This window comes from Sphingobium fontiphilum, from assembly GCF_014196635.1.
Taxonomy (GTDB): Bacteria; Pseudomonadota; Alphaproteobacteria; order Sphingomonadales; family Sphingomonadaceae; genus Sphingobium; species Sphingobium fontiphilum.
In genome coordinates, this window is record NZ_JACIEB010000008.1 from 28,878 (window position 1) to 45,891 (window position 17,014).

General features: G+C 66.1%; 19 protein-coding genes. 4 read left to right on the plus strand and 15 right to left on the minus strand.

Annotated elements, in window-relative coordinates:
• Window positions 1–89: 89 nt before the first annotated feature.
• Genes GGR44_RS14760 through GGR44_RS14770 form a run of 3 tightly spaced genes read left to right on the plus strand, consistent with a single transcriptional unit; the run spans window position 90 to window position 3,282 of the window.
• Window positions 90–1,088 carry a 2-hydroxyacid dehydrogenase gene (locus GGR44_RS14760; RefSeq protein WP_183956256.1) on the plus strand — a complete coding sequence of 333 codons (999 nt, stop codon included), beginning with the start codon at window positions 90–92 and terminating at the stop codon, window positions 1,086–1,088.
• Between the two features lie 60 nt (window positions 1,089–1,148).
• Window positions 1,149–2,426, plus strand: a complete 1,278-nt coding sequence (locus GGR44_RS14765) for an ammonium transporter (RefSeq protein ID WP_183956257.1) — start codon at window positions 1,149–1,151, stop codon at window positions 2,424–2,426.
• 10 nt (window positions 2,427–2,436) lie between these two features.
• The gene (locus GGR44_RS14770; RefSeq protein WP_183956258.1) at window positions 2,437–3,282 is read left to right on the plus strand and encodes a glycosyltransferase family 2 protein; all 846 of its coding nucleotides are present in this window, start codon (window positions 2,437–2,439) and stop codon (window positions 3,280–3,282) included.
• A 28-nt stretch (window positions 3,283–3,310) separates the two neighbouring features.
• Here the strand turns inward: GGR44_RS14770 and GGR44_RS14775 are convergent, their stop codons facing one another.
• Window positions 3,311–5,494: a xanthine dehydrogenase family protein molybdopterin-binding subunit gene (locus tag GGR44_RS14775; RefSeq protein ID WP_183956259.1), complete on the minus strand. Its 2,184-nt coding sequence runs from the start codon at window positions 5,492–5,494 to the stop codon at window positions 3,311–3,313.
• A complete protein-coding gene (locus GGR44_RS14780) occupies window positions 5,491–5,952 on the minus strand; it encodes a 2Fe-2S iron-sulfur cluster-binding protein (protein WP_183956260.1) in 462 nt (153 codons plus the stop codon). Before GGR44_RS14780 ends, GGR44_RS14775 begins: the two co-directional genes overlap by 4 nt.
• Before the next feature lie 228 nt (window positions 5,953–6,180).
• Here GGR44_RS14780 and GGR44_RS14785 point away from each other — a divergent pair, with 228 nt between their 5' ends.
• Window positions 6,181–7,083 (plus strand): XdhC family protein, encoded by a 903-nt coding sequence (locus GGR44_RS14785; RefSeq protein ID WP_183956261.1) that lies wholly within the window; start codon window positions 6,181–6,183, stop codon window positions 7,081–7,083.
• Here GGR44_RS14785 and GGR44_RS14790 read toward each other — a convergent pair.
• The 13 genes from GGR44_RS14790 to rpsE form a co-directional block, all read right to left on the minus strand.
• Complete coding sequence (locus GGR44_RS14790) at window positions 7,032–7,634, minus strand: nucleotidyltransferase family protein (RefSeq protein ID WP_183956262.1); 603 nt, start codon at window positions 7,632–7,634, stop codon at window positions 7,032–7,034. The two genes, GGR44_RS14785 and GGR44_RS14790, sit on opposite strands and share 52 nt — an antisense overlap.
• Before the next feature lie 48 nt (window positions 7,635–7,682).
• Window positions 7,683–8,360 carry a peptide-methionine (S)-S-oxide reductase MsrA gene (msrA, locus tag GGR44_RS14795; protein WP_183956263.1) on the minus strand — a complete coding sequence of 226 codons (678 nt, stop codon included), beginning with the start codon at window positions 8,358–8,360 and terminating at the stop codon, window positions 7,683–7,685.
• Window positions 8,347–8,499, minus strand: coding sequence for a hypothetical protein (locus GGR44_RS14800; protein WP_183956264.1), 153 nt, complete (start codon window positions 8,497–8,499; stop codon window positions 8,347–8,349). The genes msrA and GGR44_RS14800 overlap by 14 nt, the downstream gene beginning before the upstream one ends.
• Window positions 8,500–8,738: 239 nt before the next feature.
• Window positions 8,739–9,941: a pyridoxal phosphate-dependent aminotransferase gene (locus GGR44_RS14805; protein ID WP_183956265.1), complete on the minus strand. Its 1,203-nt coding sequence runs from the start codon at window positions 9,939–9,941 to the stop codon at window positions 8,739–8,741.
• A 123-nt stretch (window positions 9,942–10,064) separates the two neighbouring features.
• A complete protein-coding gene (locus tag GGR44_RS14810) occupies window positions 10,065–10,688 on the minus strand; it encodes an aminotransferase class IV (RefSeq protein ID WP_183956266.1) in 624 nt (207 codons plus the stop codon).
• A 10-nt stretch (window positions 10,689–10,698) separates the two neighbouring features.
• Complete coding sequence (gene pabB / locus GGR44_RS14815; RefSeq protein WP_183956267.1) at window positions 10,699–11,898, minus strand: aminodeoxychorismate synthase component I; 1,200 nt, start codon at window positions 11,896–11,898, stop codon at window positions 10,699–10,701.
• A gap of 57 nt (window positions 11,899–11,955) precedes the next feature.
• Window positions 11,956–12,480 (minus strand): peptide deformylase, encoded by a 525-nt coding sequence (def, locus tag GGR44_RS14820; protein ID WP_183956268.1) that lies wholly within the window; start codon window positions 12,478–12,480, stop codon window positions 11,956–11,958.
• 100 nt (window positions 12,481–12,580) lie between these two features.
• Window positions 12,581–13,141 carry an ATPase gene (locus tag GGR44_RS14825; RefSeq protein ID WP_246344700.1) on the minus strand — a complete coding sequence of 187 codons (561 nt, stop codon included), beginning with the start codon at window positions 13,139–13,141 and terminating at the stop codon, window positions 12,581–12,583.
• A 37-nt stretch (window positions 13,142–13,178) separates the two neighbouring features.
• Window positions 13,179–13,835: an adenylate kinase gene (locus GGR44_RS14830; RefSeq protein ID WP_183956269.1), complete on the minus strand. Its 657-nt coding sequence runs from the start codon at window positions 13,833–13,835 to the stop codon at window positions 13,179–13,181.
• 43 nt (window positions 13,836–13,878) lie between these two features.
• The gene (gene secY / locus GGR44_RS14835) at window positions 13,879–15,225 is read right to left on the minus strand and encodes a preprotein translocase subunit SecY (protein WP_183956270.1); all 1,347 of its coding nucleotides are present in this window, start codon (window positions 15,223–15,225) and stop codon (window positions 13,879–13,881) included.
• Between the two features lie 193 nt (window positions 15,226–15,418).
• Window positions 15,419–15,940 (minus strand): 50S ribosomal protein L15, encoded by a 522-nt coding sequence (gene rplO / locus GGR44_RS14840; protein ID WP_183956271.1) that lies wholly within the window; start codon window positions 15,938–15,940, stop codon window positions 15,419–15,421.
• Between the two features lie 188 nt (window positions 15,941–16,128).
• Window positions 16,129–16,305, minus strand: a complete 177-nt coding sequence (rpmD, locus tag GGR44_RS14845) for a 50S ribosomal protein L30 (protein WP_021316788.1) — start codon at window positions 16,303–16,305, stop codon at window positions 16,129–16,131.
• Between the two features lie 5 nt (window positions 16,306–16,310).
• On the minus strand, window positions 16,311–17,012 hold the full coding sequence (gene rpsE, locus GGR44_RS14850) for a 30S ribosomal protein S5 (protein WP_183956272.1): 702 nt from the start codon (window positions 17,010–17,012) through the stop codon (window positions 16,311–16,313).
• Window positions 17,013–17,014: the final 2 nt, after the last annotated feature.

A 17,014-nucleotide genomic window follows, 5' to 3' on the forward strand; every position in this document is an offset into this window, starting at 1 on the left:
TGCAAACCGCATGACTCATGCCATAGCGGGTTGCGACCGCCCCCGACAATCCCCTTGACCAACAAGCCCATGGGGCATAGCGGCCGGATATGGCCAAGAAACCGCGTCCCGCACATCCCACGGTCATCGTCACCCGCCGCCTGCCCCCCGCGGTCGAGGCGCGCATGGCGGAATTGTTCAATACCCGCTTCAACGCCGACGACAAACCGATGAGCCGCGACGCACTGGCCAGCGCCATGGCGCAATGCGATGTGCTGGTGCCCACCGTCACCGATCATATCGACGCCGCGCTGATCGCCGCCGCGCCCGAAAGGCTGCAACTGATCGCCAGTTTCGGCAGCGGCGTCGACCATATCGACCTGACCGCCGCACGGCAGAAGGGCGTCATCGTCACCAACACGCCCGGCGTGTTGACCGAGGACACGGCCGACATGACCATGGCGCTGATCCTGTCCGTCCCTCGCCGCCTGGCGGAGGGCGAAAAGCTGGTGCGATCAGGCCGCTGGTCGGGGTGGAGCCCGTCGGGGATGCTGGGCCATCGCATCGCCGGCAAGAGGCTGGGCATCATCGGCATGGGCCGCATCGGTCGCGCCATCGCCCGGCGCGCCGTTGCTTTTGGCCTATCCATCGCCTATCACAACCGCCATCGCCTGCCCTTCGAAGTCGAACAGGAATTGCAGGCGACCTGGCATGAGGATGTCGATTCGCTGCTGGCGCAAAGCGACATCGTGTCGATCAACTGCCCGCTCAACGCCGACAGTCGCGGCATGATCGACGCGCGCCGGATCGCGCTGATGCGGCCCACCGCCTATTTCATCAATACCTCACGCGCGGAGGTGACCGATGAGGACGCGCTGGTCGCGGCCTTGAGCGAGGGGCGGATCGCAGGCGCGGGGCTGGACGTTTATGCCCATGAACCCGCCGTCGACGCGCGCCTGATGGCGCTTTCCAACGTCGTGCTGCTGCCGCACATGGGATCGGCGACGTTCGAGGGGCGCGACGCCACCGGCGCGCGGGTGATCGCCAATATCCGCAGTTGGGTCGATGGCCATCGCCCGCCCAATCAGGTGCTTGAAGGCTGGGTCTGATCCCCGCCCGCCAAACGCCCTTATCGAAGTCTTTACCGGACTTCGCTTAGACAGCGGGGCATGCGCGCCCTTGCCTCATTCCCGCTGATCGCCGCCGCGATCGCCCTGCCCCAGACCGCCCATGCCCAGAGCGTCGGCGTCGACAGCGGCGACACGGCATGGATGATCCTCTGCGCCCTCATCGTCCTCATCGCCGCGCTTCCCGGCCTTGCCCTGCGCCGCGCGGGGCTCGCCAATGCGCGCAACGGCCTGTCCGCCGCCGCGCAGGGGCTGGGCATGGCGGCCACCGCGTCGCTGGCCTGGGGCATTGCAGGCTACAGCCTCGCCTATGCGCCGGGCGGCGGCTGGCTGGGCGGCGGCGCCAACCTGTTCATGGGCGGCATGGCCGACCTGCGCGAAGGATTGACCGTCCCCGAAACCGCCTTCGCCTTGTTTCAGATGACGCTGGCGCTGCTGGGCGTGACGCTGATCGCCGGGGCGCTGGCCGAACGCGCCCGCTTCGGCTGGATGCTGCTGTTCGCGCCGCTGTGGCTGCTCATCGTCTATGCGCCGGTCGCCCGCTGGATGTGGGGCGGCGGCTGGCTGGCGGAACTGGGCGCGCTTGATTTTGCCGGCGCGCTGGTCGTCCACCTGACGGCGGGCTGTTCCGCGCTGGTGCTGGGCCTCATCATCGGGCCGCGCGAGCGGGCCGAAGGCGGCGCTCACGCCCCGCTGCTGACGCTGGCGGGCTCGGCGATGCTGTGGGTCGGCTTGATGGCGGCGAATGGCGGCTGGGCGCTGGGCGCCGCCAACGACGCCGCCAGCGCCCTGCTCAACACGCATTTCGCCGCGTGCGCCGGGCTGATCGGCTGGGCGCTGACCGACCGGCTGCTCGGCGGACGGACCAGCGCCACGGGCCTTGCATCGGGCGCCATCGCCGGTCTGGTCGCCATTTCCGCTTCAGCGGGGCTGGTGGGCGGCGCGGGCGCCATGGCCATCGGCCTGATCGCGGCCATCGCCTGCCGCATCGTCGCGGGCATGATCGGCCGTGGCCGGATCGACGACCCGGCCCGCATCTTCGCGGTCCATGGCGTGGGCGGATTGATCGGCGCGCTGCTGCTCATTCCCTTCACCCCCGCCACGCTGGGCGGCGTCGGCTTCGACCCGTCGGTCGGCTATGGCGCGATCATCGCCGCCCAGTTGATCGGCATCGCCGCCATCGCTGTCTGGGCGATGCTGGGATCAGCGATTCTGGGCCTTGGCCTGTCCTTCATCCTGCCCATGCGGGTCAGCGCGGACGAGGAAGCCACCGGCCTCGACGCCGCCCATCATGGCCAGCAGGCCTGGGACTTCCGTTAAGGGCAACGCCATGACCGTCGCCGTCGGCATCTTCGCGCATCAGGAAGAAAGGCGGATCGCCGCCTGCCTCGCCTCGCTGCCGCTGGACCGGCCCGGCACGCTTTTCCATGTGCTGGTCAACGGATCGACCGACGGCACCGTCGCGCGCGCCAGCGCCGCCGCCGAAGGCCGCACCAATGTGATCGTCCACGATCTGCAAGCGGGCGGCAAGTCGCGCACCTGGAACCATTTCATCCATCATCTGCTGACCGGCGACGAACAGGCCGTGATCCTGATGGACGGCGACGCCGAGATCACGCCCGGCTCCATAGATGCGCTGGTAACCGCTCTTGCCGCCGACCCCGCCGCGAATGCCGCAGCGGGGATGCCGATGAACGGGCGCAAGGCGGCGGCCTATCGCGCCATGCTGCGGCAGGATCGCGGCATTTTCGGCGATCTCTACGCCCTGTCCGGGCCTTTCGTCGCGGCGATCCGCGCGGCAGACCTGCGCCTGCCCGACGACCTGATCGGCGACGACGGGCTGGTCGCCGCCTGGGCGCACACCCATCTTGGCCCCGATGCCGACTGGGTGACGCAGCGGGTGCTCGCCTGCGAGGGCGCGGGCTTTCTGTGCGAGCCGGTTAGCCTGCTGCACCCGGCGACATGGCGGATGCAATATAAGCGCATGGTCAACTATTCCGTCCGCCACATGCAGAACCGCATCGTGTCGGACATCATGGGCCGCGCCGGGCCATCGGGCCTGCCCGCCTCGCTCGCCAGCCTCTATCCCCAATGGCTCCCCCGCCTGCACCCGCGCGGCGGCGTGCAGGGCTGGTTCGACCGCCGGGCGCTGGCGCGGATGAAGGCGAAGGGGTGATCCCCCTCGCCCGGTCCCCGCGCGGGATTCAGGCCAGCATGTCCGGCGTCACCGGCAGGCTGCGAATACGGCGGCCAGTCGCGGCGTGAACGGCGTTGACCATCGCCGGTATGACCGGCGGCAACGCCGGTTCGCCAAGCCCCGTGGGCGGATAGTCCGTCCTGATGAACTCGACGAGGATGTCCGGCGTATCGGGAATGCGCAGCAGCGGATGGCCGTCGAAATTGGATTGCTCGACCGCGCCGGCGACCTGCGTGATCGACTGTCCGGCCAGCGCCTGCGTCAGCCCCTCGATCACCGATCCCTGCGCCTGATGCATGGCGTTGAGCGGATTGATGATCTGGCTGCCGATATCGCCGGCCACCCACACGGTTTTCACCTTGGGCATGGAATCGACGATGGCGACTTCCACGACTTCCGCGAAATATCCCATATGGCTGAAATAAAAGGCAAAGCCCTTCCCCGATCCCTTGGGCATCCTGGCCCGCTGGTCCCAGCCCGCCATGGCGCAGACCTTCTCGATCACGGCCTTTGCGCGGGCGGTGACGAAGGGCGGCGAGCGATCACCGCGCGGAATTTCGCGGTCGGCGCCCAGCAATTCCAGCATCAGGGTCGGCAAATCCTTGCCCGCCGCCTGCGCCACTTCGTCCAGAAACGCCTGGGTGACAAAGGCGAGCGCGTTCGATCCGGGCGCGCGCAGCCAGCCGGTCGGCATGTTGGTGGACAGGAAACTCTGTTCCATCACCACATTGTCGACAAACTCCACCGGCGGCTCATATTCCGGCATTTCGGCGGCGCGCACCGGCTCACCGTCCTTGCCGAAGGTGATGAAATGATCGTGAAACGCGGTCAGCTTGCCCTTGGCGTCCAGCGCCGCGCGGAAACCATGCCAGCCGGCCGGGCGATAAAAATCCCGCCGCATGTCGTCCTGGCGCGAATAGAGCAGCTTTACCGGAACGCCGGGCAACTTCGCGGCAATCACCGCCGCCCGCACCATATAATCGTTCATCAGCCGCCGACCGAAGCCGCCGCCAATGCGAGTGAAATTGATGCGGATCTTTTCCGGCGGCAAATTCAGCGCCTTGGCGACCAGAGAGCGGCCATTTTCGGGATATTGGGTCGGCGCCCAGATTTCGATGGCCCCATCCTTGAACAGGGCGGTGCAATTCTGCGGTTCCAGCGTGCCATGGGCGAGGAAAGGATAGCTGTAATCGGCCTTGACCGTCTTCGCGGCGGCGGCGAAGGCGGCGTCGACATCGCCCTTGCGTATAATGTCGCCATCGGCCTTGCCCGTACGGCGGGCGGCGGCCTGCTTGGCGTAGCCCTCCGTCGAAAAACCGCTGACGGCGCTGTCGTCCCATTCGACCTTCAGCGCCTCGCGCGCCTTGTTGGCGCTCCACCAGCTTTTGGACAGGATCGCCACGCCGTCGAACAATGATTCGGGCTGGCCGTCGCCCTTGATGGTCAGCACATGGGCGACCCCGGGCAACGCCTTCACCTCGTCGATATTGGCCGACTTGAGCGTCCCGCCAAAGGCCGGGCAGTTTTCGATCACGGCATAAAGCATGCCGGGCAGCTTGAAATCGATGCCGAACAAAGGCTTGCCCGCGACGATGGCGGGGGTGTCGGGACCGATGATCGACTGGCCGATAATGCGGAAATCGGCGGCGTCCTTCAGCGTCAGCTTTTCCGGGTCGGGCGCGGGCAGCTTCGCCGCCGCCACCGCCAGCGCGGCATAGGTCAGGCTCTTGCCCGATGCCGGATCGCTCACCTTGCCGCTGGCGGTCTTCAGGCGCTCGGCGGGCACGCCCCATTGCGCCGCCGCCGCCGACACCAGCATGGCGCGGGCCGCCGCCCCCGCCCGTCGCGTCGGCACCCATTCGCGCGGCGTCGTGCGACTGCCGCCCGCCACCTGCCCGCCAAAGATCGACTGGTCGGCATGGGTCTGCTCGATCGTCACCTGCGCCCAGTCGACGTCCAGTTCCTCCGCGATCAGCATCGGCAGCATCGTCTTGGCGCCCTGACCGATCTCGGCATTTTTCGCGCCGATGATGACCCGGTTGTCGGGCAGGATGCGGATGAAGGCCGTCAAGATCGTCGGCGTCCCGTCGGCGGCCCGGGCCAGCGGCACGTTGAGGTCGAACAGCAATCCGCCCCCAGCGATCAGCGACGCGGAGATGAAGCTCCGCCGCGACAGCGTCGCCGCGCTCATGCCGCGGACTCCGCTGCGGCCTTGATCGCGGCGCGAATGCGGACATAGGTCGAACAGCGGCACAGATTGCCCATCATCGCGGCGTCGATGTCCGCATCGCTGGGCTTGGGCGTCTGGGCGAGCAGCGCGGTCGCGCTCATAATCTGCCCGGCCTGGCAATAACCGCATTGGGGCACGTCCTGCGCCACCCATGTCGCGGCGATGCGCTTGCCCGCATCGGTCGCCTGCACCCCTTCGATGGTGGTGATCGCCATGCCCTGCACGTCGCCCAGCGCCATCTGGCACGACCGCACGGCATTGCCGTCAACATGCACCGTGCACGCGCCGCACAGGCCGGCGCCGCAACCGAATTTGGTGCCGACCATATCCAGATCCTCGCGCAGCACCCACAGCAGCGGCTTAGCCGGGTCGCCATCGACCATGCGCTTTTCACCATTGACCGTCAGACTGATCGCCACCCTGCCACCTCCATCGCCAATTCAGCGCAGCACCCATGATGCGCGTCGGCCAGCCAAGCCATATCATCAACGCATGACGGTGCAAATCTCCACTACCGCCAAGGCGCGCGGCGGGAAAAGAGGCGCGGATGAAGCCCCTTCCCAACGGCCGATCATCGCGCATAGGATGGCCGCCTGTCGCGCGAACATGAGCCTGCCCCAATGTCGTCTCAACCGCCCCTTCCCCCCATGCTGCGGTCCAATGACGCCGCCCCGATCCGGCTGATCGCGGAACAGGGCGGGGCGCTGTGCACCATCGTCCGTATCGACGAGAGTTTCTCGCGTCGCGTGGGGGCGCAACTGGCCATTGCGCCCGACGGCACGATGGTCGGCAGCCTGGCCGACGGATGCCTGGAATCGGAATTGGCGCGCCAGGCGCAGACCGCTGCGGCATCGGGCGGGCCAGTGCTTTTACGCTATGGCGCGGGTTCGCCCTTCATGGATTTTCGCCTGCCCTGCGGCGCGGGCATCGACGTTCTTGTCGACCCCTCCCCTTGCGTCGAACAGGCGCGGGAAACCGTCGCCCGGCTCGACCGGCGCATCCCCGCGCAATGGCTCCTCCCCCCGCAAGCAGCGCCCCATGCGCGCGGCATCAGCTTCCTGCCCGCCTTGTCGCTGCTGACGTTCGGCGCGGGGCCTGAACAGGACCGGCTGATCCTTCTGGCGCGGTCGGCGGGCATCGACGCCCGCATGGTGCAGCCCGGCCCCGGCGGCCTCTCCCTTGGCCGCCCGCCCATGGACATGCCGGTCGATCACTGGACGGCCATCGTCCTGCTGTTCCACGACCATGAATGGGAACGCGCGCTGCTGCCCTGGGCGCTGGGCGCCGACGCCTTTTTCATCGGCGCCATAGGCGGGCGGCTGACCCGCGAACGCCGGATCGCCATGCTGCAGCGCGCAGGCATCGACGTCGGCCGGATCGCCCGGCTGCGCGCGCCCGTGGGGCTAATCCCTCACACGCGCGATCCCAACACGATGGCGCTGTCGATATTGGCCGATGTCGTGGGCCGCTACGACGCGCTGATCGATGAAGCCTCTGATCAGCGGGATGCCGACAACAACGCCGCCAGTCTGTCGACATCTGTCCTGTAGTCCACGTCCATCAACGCGTCGCCCACCACATCCACGACGGCGCCGTCCGGCACGCCCGCCAACAACGCACGCGCGCCCGCCCGGCCGCCAAGCGCCGCCAGATCGTCGAAGCGTTCGGCGGCGAAACAGGCAGGCGCGCCGGGGCGGCCATCGGCATGGCGCGTAGCCGCCAAGCCCGATACGCGTGCCCTGCTCGCCAGGTCGGCCAACAGGTCCACACCGATCAACGGCATATCCGCCAGCATGATGAGCAAATGGCTGGCCTGCATCGTCCGCGCCGCCTGCGCCGCCTGCGCCACCGACCCCCCCATGCCATCAGCAGGCGCGGGGTTGATGATCCTCCGCACCGGGCGCGGCAAGGCCTCGCCAAGAAAGGCCGGAGCCTGCGGCCCCGTCACCACCAATACCGGCGCGCCGGTAGACAGGGCCGTGTCGAGCGCCCATCGGCCCAGCTTCCTGCCCCCGCAATCATGGTCCAGCTTGCCCCCGCCAAAGCGTGCGCCCAGGCCCGCCGCCAGCACCGCAATCACGGTTCCTGGCGGCCATGTCATTGAAGGTGCAAAATCGGCCATTGCTCTCCGGGCTTCACGCCCCGGCGATTATCGCGCGGGCCGATCCTGATACTGCGCCGGGAACATCGTTCGCAAGGCTGCGACCTTGGGCATGTCCCACCGCAGGATATAGGGGTGGCGAGGGTTCTTCGTCAGGAAATTCTGGTGATACGCATCGGCATCCTGAAAGCCGGTAAAGCGTTCCACCCGCGTCACCACCGGTTCGCGCCACAGGCCGCTTTTGTCCAGTTGCGCCAGATAGGCGCGCGCCGCCCGCTCCTGCTCCGCATTCAGCGGAAACAGCGCGCTGCGATACTGTGTGCCATGGTCCGGCCCCTGATAATTGAGCGTGGTCGGATCGGCGATGACGGAAAAGAATATCCGCATCAACGCGCCATAGGTGACGACTTTGGGATCATAGGTAATGCGCACCGACTCGGCAAAGCCGGTATCGCCTTCGCTGACCTGCTCGTAATCGACCTTGCGTCCCTTTGGCCCGCCGGCAAAGCCCGACACCGCCAGATGAACGCCCTTCACATGGGAAAATACGCCCTCGACGCCCCAATAGCATCCGCCGGCAAAGACGGCGGTTTCCCATTTGCGGGTCGCGGCGGCGTCGATGGCCGGGGCGGGCGCCTGAACAGCCCGCTCAGCCGCCGACAGGGGCGTTGCAACGGCCAGCAAGACCGCCGAAACGGTCAGCAGGGCGCGATCAAAGACCCGCATGGTCCGCTGTCGACGCCGCCAGCGCGGTCGACGCAAAGGCCGGGGGATCATTGGGCTGCAACAGGAACATGCCCACCGCGCCCAGGGCAAAGCCGCCAAGGAAGCGGAGGAACAGGTCGGATTTGAGGAAAGACTTCATAACCTTCACATAGTCCCTGAATCACATGGTCATCGGCGGACTCCAACGGCGCCGCCTTGCCCTCTATCGCCTTGCCCATGGCTGAACGCCGTGACGCCGGTCACATTGTTTCGATCAATGCGTCCGAGAGAGCGACAAACGGCAAGACCAAATTCGTTTTTAATCGAAACGCAAATAGGCGTCGCGTCCGTCTCTTTCAAGACGGCGCGACGCGCAACGATCCGTTTCCGTTTTTGCGCTTATTTCAGCGCCGCGCAGGCTTCCTGAATGCGAGTGCACGCCTTTTTCAGCACCTCTTCCGACGTCGCATAGCTGATGCGGAAGGCGGGCGAGAGGCCAAAGGCGGCGCCATGGACGGCGGCGACGCGGGCCTCGTCCAGAAAATAACCGATCAGCGCCTCGTCACTGTCGATCAGCGCGCCCTTGGGCGTCGTCTTGCCGATCAGGCCGCTGGCGTCGGGATAGACATAGAAGGCGCCTTCGGGCGTCGGGCAATCCAGGCCCGGCGCGTCGTTCAGCATGGCGACGACCATGTCGCGGCGCTTCTTGAACGCCGCATTGCGCTCTTCCAGAAAATCCTGCGGGCCGGTCAGCGCCGCGACCGCGGCCGCCTGGCTGATCGAACAGGGGTTGCTGGTCGACTGCGATTGCAGCTTGCCCATCGCCTTGATGATCCACTCGGGGCCGCCGGCAAAGCCGATGCGCCAACCGGTCATGGAAAAGGCCTTGGAACAGCCGTTCACCGTCAGCGTGCGGTCATAAAGGTCCGGGCACACCTGCGCGATGGTCGCAAAGGGCGTGGGCGCATACCAGACATGCTCATACATGTCGTCGGTCATCACCAGAACATGCGGATGGCGCAGCAGCACCTCGCCCAGCGCCTTCAGCTCATCGGCCGAATAGGCCGCGCCCGACGGGTTGGACGGCGAATTGAGCATCACCCACTTGGTGCGCGGCGTGATCGCGGCATCGAGCTGCGCGGCGGTGATCTTGTAACCCTGGCGCGCCGGGCCTTCGATGAACACCGGCGTGCCGCCCGCAAAGTTGACGATATCGGGGTAGCTGACCCAATAAGGCGCCGGGATGATGACCTCATCCCCTGCATCGACGGTCGCGACCAGCGCGTTGAACAGCGTATGCTTGCCGCCCGAATTGACGCTGATCTGGCTGCGCTTGTAGGCAAGGCCATTGTCGCGCTTGAACTTGAAGGCGACGGCTTCCTTCACATCGGCGGTGCCATCGACATCGGTATAGCGCGTGAGGTTGTTGCGGATCGCGGCGATGCCCGCTTCCTTGACGAAATCGGGCGTGTCGAAATCGGGCTCGCCCGCCGACAGGCCAATCACGTCCACGCCTTCGGCTTTCAGCGCATTGACCCGCGCGCTCATGGCGAGCGTGGCGGAGGGCTGGATACGGCCGAGTGCGGCGGAAGTCTGGCTCATGGTGCGAATCTTTCCTGGAAATCCCCTTGCCCGCAAAGCAGGCGAACGGGGCGTCCCTTAGTGCGCAACGGTCGCAGGGGCAACCGCCAGTTCACAGCGTGCGGCCATATTGCGCCAGCCGGCTCAGCGATGCACCGTCGCCGCCACCATCCCGCGCGCGGCATTGCCGATGAAGAAGCCGCGCTCCAGGTCATGGGCGCGCAGATCCGCCTCGACCGCTTCGCCCATGTCGATCAGGCTGCGGCGCAATATGCCGGGCAGCAAGCCACGGCTGCTCGGCGGCGTCAGCAACTTGTCGCCCCGCTCGACGAAGATCGTCGAAAAACTGCCTTCGGTCAGGAAGCCGCGCTCGTCGGTCATCACCACTTCATAAGTGCCGCCCCGGCGCAGCGCGTCGCGATAGAGCGAACGGTCGGTGGTCTTGTGCAACAGGCGCAGGTCGCTTGCCGGGGCGTTGCGCGGCACGATCGCCACCGGCATCACCGCATGCGGCCATGTGCGATGCGCCCGCACCTCGATCGCCGTCGCGCCGCCGCGCGACACCAGCAGCCGCAACCGGCTGCGCTCGCGCAGGCGGAAGGTCGCGGCCTGCAGGTCATTGCGTACGGCATGGCGGTCAAAGGCGAAACCCAGCGCAGTCGCGCTCGCCTTCAACCGTTCCAGATGAAGGTCAAGCAGCCTGATCCCCTCTTCGGGATCGAAGGCCATGGTTTCCAGAAGATCAAACCGTCCGTCGGCCAGAGACATGGGTGATTCACTATCCTTCGCTGCGCCAGCCATCGGTCAGAAATCGTGCCTTTGCAAGACATTCGGCCCATTCTTCCGGCCCGGTCGAATCCGCGATCACGCCCGAACCCAGGCCGATGCGCGCGCGCGTCGGGTCCGCGCCGATGGCCAGCGTGCGGATCAGCACGTTGAAACTGGCGTCACCCTCCGGGTCGATCCAGCCCATCGCGCCAGTGTAAGCGCCACGCCCATGCGGCTCGACAGCCGCGATCACCTCCATCGCGCGCAGCTTGGGCGCTCCGGTGATGGAGCCGCAGGGGAACAGCGCGCGCAGCACGTCGACCGGCCCAAGGCCGGGGCGCAGCACGGACTGCACATCCGACACCATCTGATGCACCGTCGGATAGGTTTCGACCCGGAACAGATCAGGCACCTTCACGCTGCCGGCGACCGACACGCGCGACAGGTCGTTGCGCAGCAGGTCGACGATCATCAGATTTTCGGCGCGCTGCTTCGGGTCGGCGGCCAGCGCCGCCATGGCGGCGGCATCCTCTTGCCGGTCGGCGCGCCGCGTCGCCGTGCCCTTCATCGGCCGCGCGGCCAGCCTGCCCCCGCCCAGCGCAAAGAAGAGTTCGGGCGAGAAGGACAGGAGCATCCCCTGCCCGGTCGACACAATGCCGCCATGGGGAGCCTGCTGCCGCCCGCGAATGGCGGCATAAAGCGCCAGCGGATCGCCGCTGATCGCCAGTTCGCAGGGAAAGGTCAGATTGGCCTGATAGATGTCGCCCGCGCGGATCATGTCCTGCACCCGGCCAAAAGCCGTCAGATAATCGGCGCGCGACACCATCGGCGTCATCGCATTGACCTTCGCTGCCGCCGCGTCGGGCAGCATCGCGGGCACGGCCGACGCCGCCGCCAGCTCGACAGACTCGAACAGGCCGAACCACAGCAAAGGCATGTCGCCATCGGTGGGGGCGCTGGCCAGCCCCTCCAGTCGCGGCTCCAGCGCAAAGCCCAGCTCATAAGCGCAATAGCCCGCCGCATGGCGCCCGGCGCGCACAGCCTCCGCGAGGCGCTCCAGCGCGGGCGCGACCTCCTGCGGGAGCCGCGCGACAATCATCCCGACCGGATCGCGATAGAGCCGCGCCGGGGCCGCGCCGACTGGCCGCGCGTCGTCAAACAGCAGGAAGGGCGCGCGCCTGTGATGCAGCGTCCCATCGCCATAGGGCATGGGAAACAGGTTGGCCGGGGGGGACAAGGGGATGGAGCAGCGATACGGGCGGCCGGGTCAGGCGGCCCGGCGCGCCTTGTTCAGCTTCTTGAGCAGCATGTCGCGTTTCAGGCGCGACAGATGATCGATGAACAGCACGCCCTGCAAATGGTCCATCTCATGCTGGAGGCAGGTGGCGAGCAGGCCGTCCAGTTCCTCCTCATGGATGCGGCCGTCCCGGTCCATCCAACTGGCGCGGACGCGCGCCGGGCGCTCGACCTCGGCATATTGTTCGGGAACCGACAGGCAGCCTTCCTGATAGACCGACAATTCCTCCGACCCGTCCAGTATCTGCGGATTGATGAACACCATCGGCTTCCTGACGGGCGGGCCGTCCTCTTCCTCCGGCTCTTGCAAGTCCATGACCAGCAGCCGCTTGGGCACGCCCACCTGGATCGCGGCCAGGCCAATGCCCGGCGCATCATACATGGTTTCGAACATGTCGTCGATCAGGCGCTGAAGATCGTCGTCGATCGCCTCCACGGGCGTCGAGATGGTGCGGAGCCGCGGGTCCGGCGTTTCAAGGATCGGAAGAATGGCCATGGTTGCAAAATAAGCGGAAATTAGTCGCAATTCAAGCGAGCCGACCGGGAAGCAGCCGCCATGCCCCTGCCATGGCGCCGTTTCACCAGCCCGATCCCGGTCATGGCGTCGCTGCCGCCATTTCCGCCGCGCGCTTCAGGCCCGCCAGTTGCTGCCCCATCACCATGTCGACCACAGGCGCCAGCTTGTCCGCGCCGCCACGAACATAGCCGCCGACGACGTAAGTCATCGTCACCGCGCTGCCCTTCCCTTCCGCGCCGGGCTTGATCGCAAAGGTCAGCGTGCCGACCACCGCCTCCGCCTGCAACGGGCCGAAGCTGCCGACCATGCGCAGGACGGCGGGCGGCGCGGCATAGATGATGCGGGCATGTTCGATGACGCCATCGGGCGCGCCATCGCGGCCAGGTATCTTTTCACAGAAACAGCCGCCCACCGCCGAATCGAGCGCCATGTTGCGGGCGTCGCCGCTATATGTATGGTCGCTGTTCCACCAGCGGCCGGGTTGCGCCAGCAGCGCGAACAGGTCCGCCCGATCGGCAGCGATGGCGGCGCTGTTTTCAATGGCGAAGCCGGATGCGTCAGATGATGTTACGGCCGCCCCGGCCGGAAAGGCCCAGGCAGCCGTCAACAAAACCCCAGCCATCAACGCGATACGGATCATGCGCCCCTCCCCTGTTGAATCGGGGCGCATGATAGCGTCAGGCGCCGGTCCCGTCGAGGATGGCGGCGACCGCCACCGTCACATCGTCCATGTCGGCCATGCCGTCGACGCGGCTCACAATGCCGCGCGCCTCGTAAATCGGCAGGATCGGCGCGGTCTTGGCGCGATATTCGGCCATGCGGGTACGGACGGTTTCCTCATTGTCGTCGGGACGACGCTTGAATTCCGTGCCCCCGCACTTGTCGCACACGCCTTCAACCTTGGGCTGCTTGAACGTGTCGTGATAGCCTTCGCCGCAGTTCCCGCAGGTGAAACGGCCAGTGATCCGCTCGACCAGCGCGTCCTCGTCCACTTCCAGTTCGATGACATGGTCGAGCGTGCGGCTGCGTTCGCTCAGGATCGCGTCCAGCGAATGCGCCTGCGCTTCGGTGCGCGGATAGCCGTCAAAAATCACGCCGGTTTCGGGCGGCAGCGCGTCCAGCGCCTCGCCGATGATGCCCGACACCACTTCGTCGGGAACCAGCGCGCCCGCCTCCATCAATGCCTTGGCCTGCAACCCTACCGGCGTGCCCGCCTTCACGGCGGCGCGCAGCATGTCGCCGGTGGAAAGCTGCTTCATGCCCCGGCTGTCGACCAGCCGCGTCGCCTGCGTGCCTTTGCCAGCGCCCGGCGGGCCAAGCAGAATGATGTTCATTGCGCGCATTCTCCCCTGTTTACGTCTGCGCTATGCCGCCCTGTCAGCGGATGCGGCCCTTCAGCTTGGCCTTCTTGATCAGGTCGCCATATTGATGGGCCAGCAGATGGCTTTGAATCTGTGTAACGGTGTCGACGGTTACATTGACAACGATCAGCAGGCTAGTCCCACCAAGGTAGAATGGGATGCCCGCCCGCGCGATGACGAATTCCGGCACCAGACAGATGAACGCCAAATAGGCCGCGCCGATCACCGTGATCCGGGTCAGCACGTAGTCCAGATAGAGTTCGGTGTTCTTGCCCGGACGGATGCCGGGAATGAAGCCGCCATTGCGCTTGAGGTTGTCGGCCGTTTCTTCCGGATTGAACACAACGGCGGTGTAGAAGAAGCAGAAGAAGACGATGCCCAGGCCATAGAGCGTCATGTAGACCGGGCTGCCATGCGCCAGATACTGGTTCAGCGTCAGGATGAAATCGCTCCACTTGCTCTCGCCCGCGACAGCCGTGCCGGCGAATTGCGAGATGGTCAGCGGCATCAGCAGCAGCGAAGAGGCGAAGATCGGCGGAATGACGCCGGCGGTGTTGACCTTGAGCGGCAGATGGCTGCGGTCCGCCTGCATCAGCCCCTGACGCGTCTGCCGCTTGGGATATTGGATCAGCACCCGGCGCTGCGCCCGCTCCATGAAGCAGATCAGCGCGATCAGGCCCGTGCCCAGCACCACGATCAGCATGATCGTCAGGCCCGAAATGGAGCCTTCGCTGCCCGACTTGAACAAATTGGCCAGCGTCACCGGCAATTGCGCGACGATGCCCGCCATGATGATGAGCGAGGTGCCGTTGCCGATCCCGCGCGAGGTGATCTGTTCGCCCAGCCACATCAGGAACATGGTGCCGCCGATCAGCGAGATCACCGCCGACACGCGGAACAACAGACCCGGATCGATCACCGCGCCGCGCGATTCATAGCCCGCGGCGATCGCATAGCCCTGCACCGCTGCCAGCAGCACCGTGCCATAGCGGGTATATTGGTTCAGCTTCTTGCGCCCGCTTTCGCCTTCCTTCTTGATCGCCGCCAGTTGCGGCACCAGCGAAGTGGCGAGCTGCACCACGATGGACGCGGTGATATAGGGCATGATGCCCAGCGCGATCAGGCTCGCACGCTCCAGCGCGCCGCCCGAAAAGGTGTTGAAGATGTCGAGAACGCCGCCCCGCGTATCCTGAACCGCGCTGGCCAGCGCCGTCGGGTCGATGCCCGGCATCGGCACGAAGCTGAGGAAACGAAACACGATCAGCGCGCCCAGCGTGAACCACAGGCGCTTTTTCAGATCGGTGGCCTGGCTGAACTTGGCGAGGCTGAGATTGGATGCGAGCTGGTCGGCTCTCGATGCCATGGGCTTGACCTTCAACAATCACATTAAAAGCACCGGGCGACCCGGCCGCAAAGGGATTCGCAATCCCCTTAACCGCGTCTGCCCGGCATGTCGAACGGTGTGTGACGCCGACATGCGTGCGCGGAAACGAAAAAGCAAAGCCCCGCCAACCCATATCGGTCAGCGGGGCGATGCTTGCAAGCCTTTGGGCCGATCAGGCCTTCTTGGCGGCCTTGGCGCTACCCTTCTTGGCGGCGGCCTTTTCGGCGGCGGGGACGACGGCGATCACCTCGACCTTGCCGCCGGCCTTTTCAACCGCTTCGACCGCGCCGGCGGAAGCGCCGGCCACCAGGAAGCTGACCTTCGCGGTCAGTTCGCCCTTGCCCAGCAGGCGCACGCCATCCTTGCCGCCACGGGCGAGGGCAGCGCCCTTCAGCGCGGCATGGTCGATGGTGGCGTTGGCGTCGAGCTTGCCCGCGTCGATGGCGGCCTGCACTGCGCCCAGGTTCACGATCGCGAAATCCTTGGCGAAGATGTTGTTGAAGCCGCGCTTCGGGATCCGCATGTGGAGCGGCATCTGGCCGCCTTCGAAGCCGTTGATGGCGACGCCCGAACGCGCCTTGGCGCCCTTCTGGCCGCGACCGGCGGTCTTGCCCTTGCCCGAACCGATGCCCCGGCCCACACGCATCCGGCCCTTGCGGGCGCCGGCATTGTCGTTGATTTCGTTCAGTTTCATATCTTGCACTCGCTTTCGCTTTTGTCGCGCACTGTCAAATCTGGCCGCTCAGTGAGAGCTGCACAAATGTAACGACGTGTAAAAATATGATCAGTAGAAATTTGCCTGACCAAGCAAACAAGATCAGAAGTGGAATGAGCGCCAAAACGCAACACGCCAGCTTCCGATCCCGCGCTTTACCTTTCAATCTACTCGACCACTTCCACCATATGCGGCAGCTTCTTGATCGCGCCGCGGACTTCCGCGGTGTCTTCCAGCTCCACCACGCGGTGCATCTTGCCAAGGCCCAGACCGATCAGAATTTTCTTCTGGTCGGCGGGGCGACGGATCGGCGAACCGATCTGCTTGATCTTGATTTTCGCCATATCGGTTACTCCGCAATCGCTTCGGCGTCGGCCTGCGCGACTTCGGCCGATGCGCCGCCACGACGCAGAAGGTCGGCGACCTTCTTGCCACGGCGCTGCGCCACCGACTTCGGGCTGGTCTGTTCGCCCAGCGCCTCAAAGGTCGCACGGATCATGTTATAGGGGTTCGACGTGCCGTTCGACTTGGTCACGACGTCCGCCACGCCCAGGCTTTCGAAGACGGCGCGCATCGGGCCGCCCGCGATGATGCCGGTCCCGGCCGGGGCCGAACGCACGGTCACCTTGCCAGCGCCGAAATGGCCCAGGCCGTCATGGTGCAGGGTGCGGCCTTCCTTCAGCGGAACGCGGACCATCGCCTTCTTGGCGGCGGCGGTCGCCTTGCTGATGGCTTCGGGCACTTCGCGCGCCTTGCCATGGCCGAAGCCCGCACGACCCTTGCCGTCGCCGACGACGACCAGAGCCGCGAAACCGAAGCGCTTGCCGCCCTTCACGGTCTTGCTGACGCGGTTGATGTGAACCAGCTTTTCGATCAGCTCCTCACCCTGTTCCTCGTCACGATTGCCGCGACGGTCGTCGCGACGGCCACGGCCGCCGCGTTCGCCGCGGTTGCGGTCGCCGCCACGGTTGCCACGGCCACGGCCGGGACCGCGACCCTCGGTCGCTTCAGCGCCTTCGGGCGCTGCCTGAATGGTGTTTTCGTCAGCCATGA

Excerpts from the sequence above, each read along its gene's own strand:
- msrA (WP_183956263.1), bottom strand. The coding sequence starts at position 8,360 with ATGCGGGTCTTTGATCGCGCCCTGCTGACCGTTTCGGCGGTCTTGCTG.
- GGR44_RS14765 (WP_183956257.1), top strand. The coding sequence starts at position 1,149 with ATGCGCGCCCTTGCCTCATTCCCGCTGATCGCCGCCGCGATCGCCCTG.
- GGR44_RS14825 (WP_246344700.1), bottom strand. The coding sequence starts at position 13,141 with ATGATCCGTATCGCGTTGATGGCTGGGGTTTTGTTGACGGCTGCCTGG.
- GGR44_RS14785 (WP_183956261.1), top strand. The coding sequence starts at position 6,181 with ATGCTGCGGTCCAATGACGCCGCCCCGATCCGGCTGATCGCGGAACAG.
- GGR44_RS14800 (WP_183956264.1), bottom strand. The coding sequence starts at position 8,499 with ATGAAGTCTTTCCTCAAATCCGACCTGTTCCTCCGCTTCCTTGGCGGC.
- secY (WP_183956270.1), bottom strand. The coding sequence starts at position 15,225 with ATGGCATCGAGAGCCGACCAGCTCGCATCCAATCTCAGCCTCGCCAAG.
- GGR44_RS14805 (WP_183956265.1), bottom strand. The coding sequence starts at position 9,941 with ATGAGCCAGACTTCCGCCGCACTCGGCCGTATCCAGCCCTCCGCCACG.
- def (WP_183956268.1), bottom strand. The coding sequence starts at position 12,480 with ATGGCCATTCTTCCGATCCTTGAAACGCCGGACCCGCGGCTCCGCACC.
- rpsE (WP_183956272.1), bottom strand. The coding sequence starts at position 17,012 with ATGGCTGACGAAAACACCATTCAGGCAGCGCCCGAAGGCGCTGAAGCG.
- GGR44_RS14775 (WP_183956259.1), bottom strand. The coding sequence starts at position 5,494 with ATGAGCGCGGCGACGCTGTCGCGGCGGAGCTTCATCTCCGCGTCGCTG.
- GGR44_RS14770 (WP_183956258.1), top strand. The coding sequence starts at position 2,437 with ATGACCGTCGCCGTCGGCATCTTCGCGCATCAGGAAGAAAGGCGGATC.
- GGR44_RS14790 (WP_183956262.1), bottom strand. The coding sequence starts at position 7,634 with ATGACATGGCCGCCAGGAACCGTGATTGCGGTGCTGGCGGCGGGCCTG.
- GGR44_RS14830 (WP_183956269.1), bottom strand. The coding sequence starts at position 13,835 with ATGAACATCATTCTGCTTGGCCCGCCGGGCGCTGGCAAAGGCACGCAG.
- rpmD (WP_021316788.1), bottom strand. The coding sequence starts at position 16,305 with ATGGCGAAAATCAAGATCAAGCAGATCGGTTCGCCGATCCGTCGCCCC.
- pabB (WP_183956267.1), bottom strand. The coding sequence starts at position 11,898 with ATGCCCTATGGCGATGGGACGCTGCATCACAGGCGCGCGCCCTTCCTG.
- rplO (WP_183956271.1), bottom strand. The coding sequence starts at position 15,940 with ATGAAACTGAACGAAATCAACGACAATGCCGGCGCCCGCAAGGGCCGG.
- GGR44_RS14760 (WP_183956256.1), top strand. The coding sequence starts at position 90 with ATGGCCAAGAAACCGCGTCCCGCACATCCCACGGTCATCGTCACCCGC.
- GGR44_RS14810 (WP_183956266.1), bottom strand. The coding sequence starts at position 10,688 with ATGTCTCTGGCCGACGGACGGTTTGATCTTCTGGAAACCATGGCCTTC.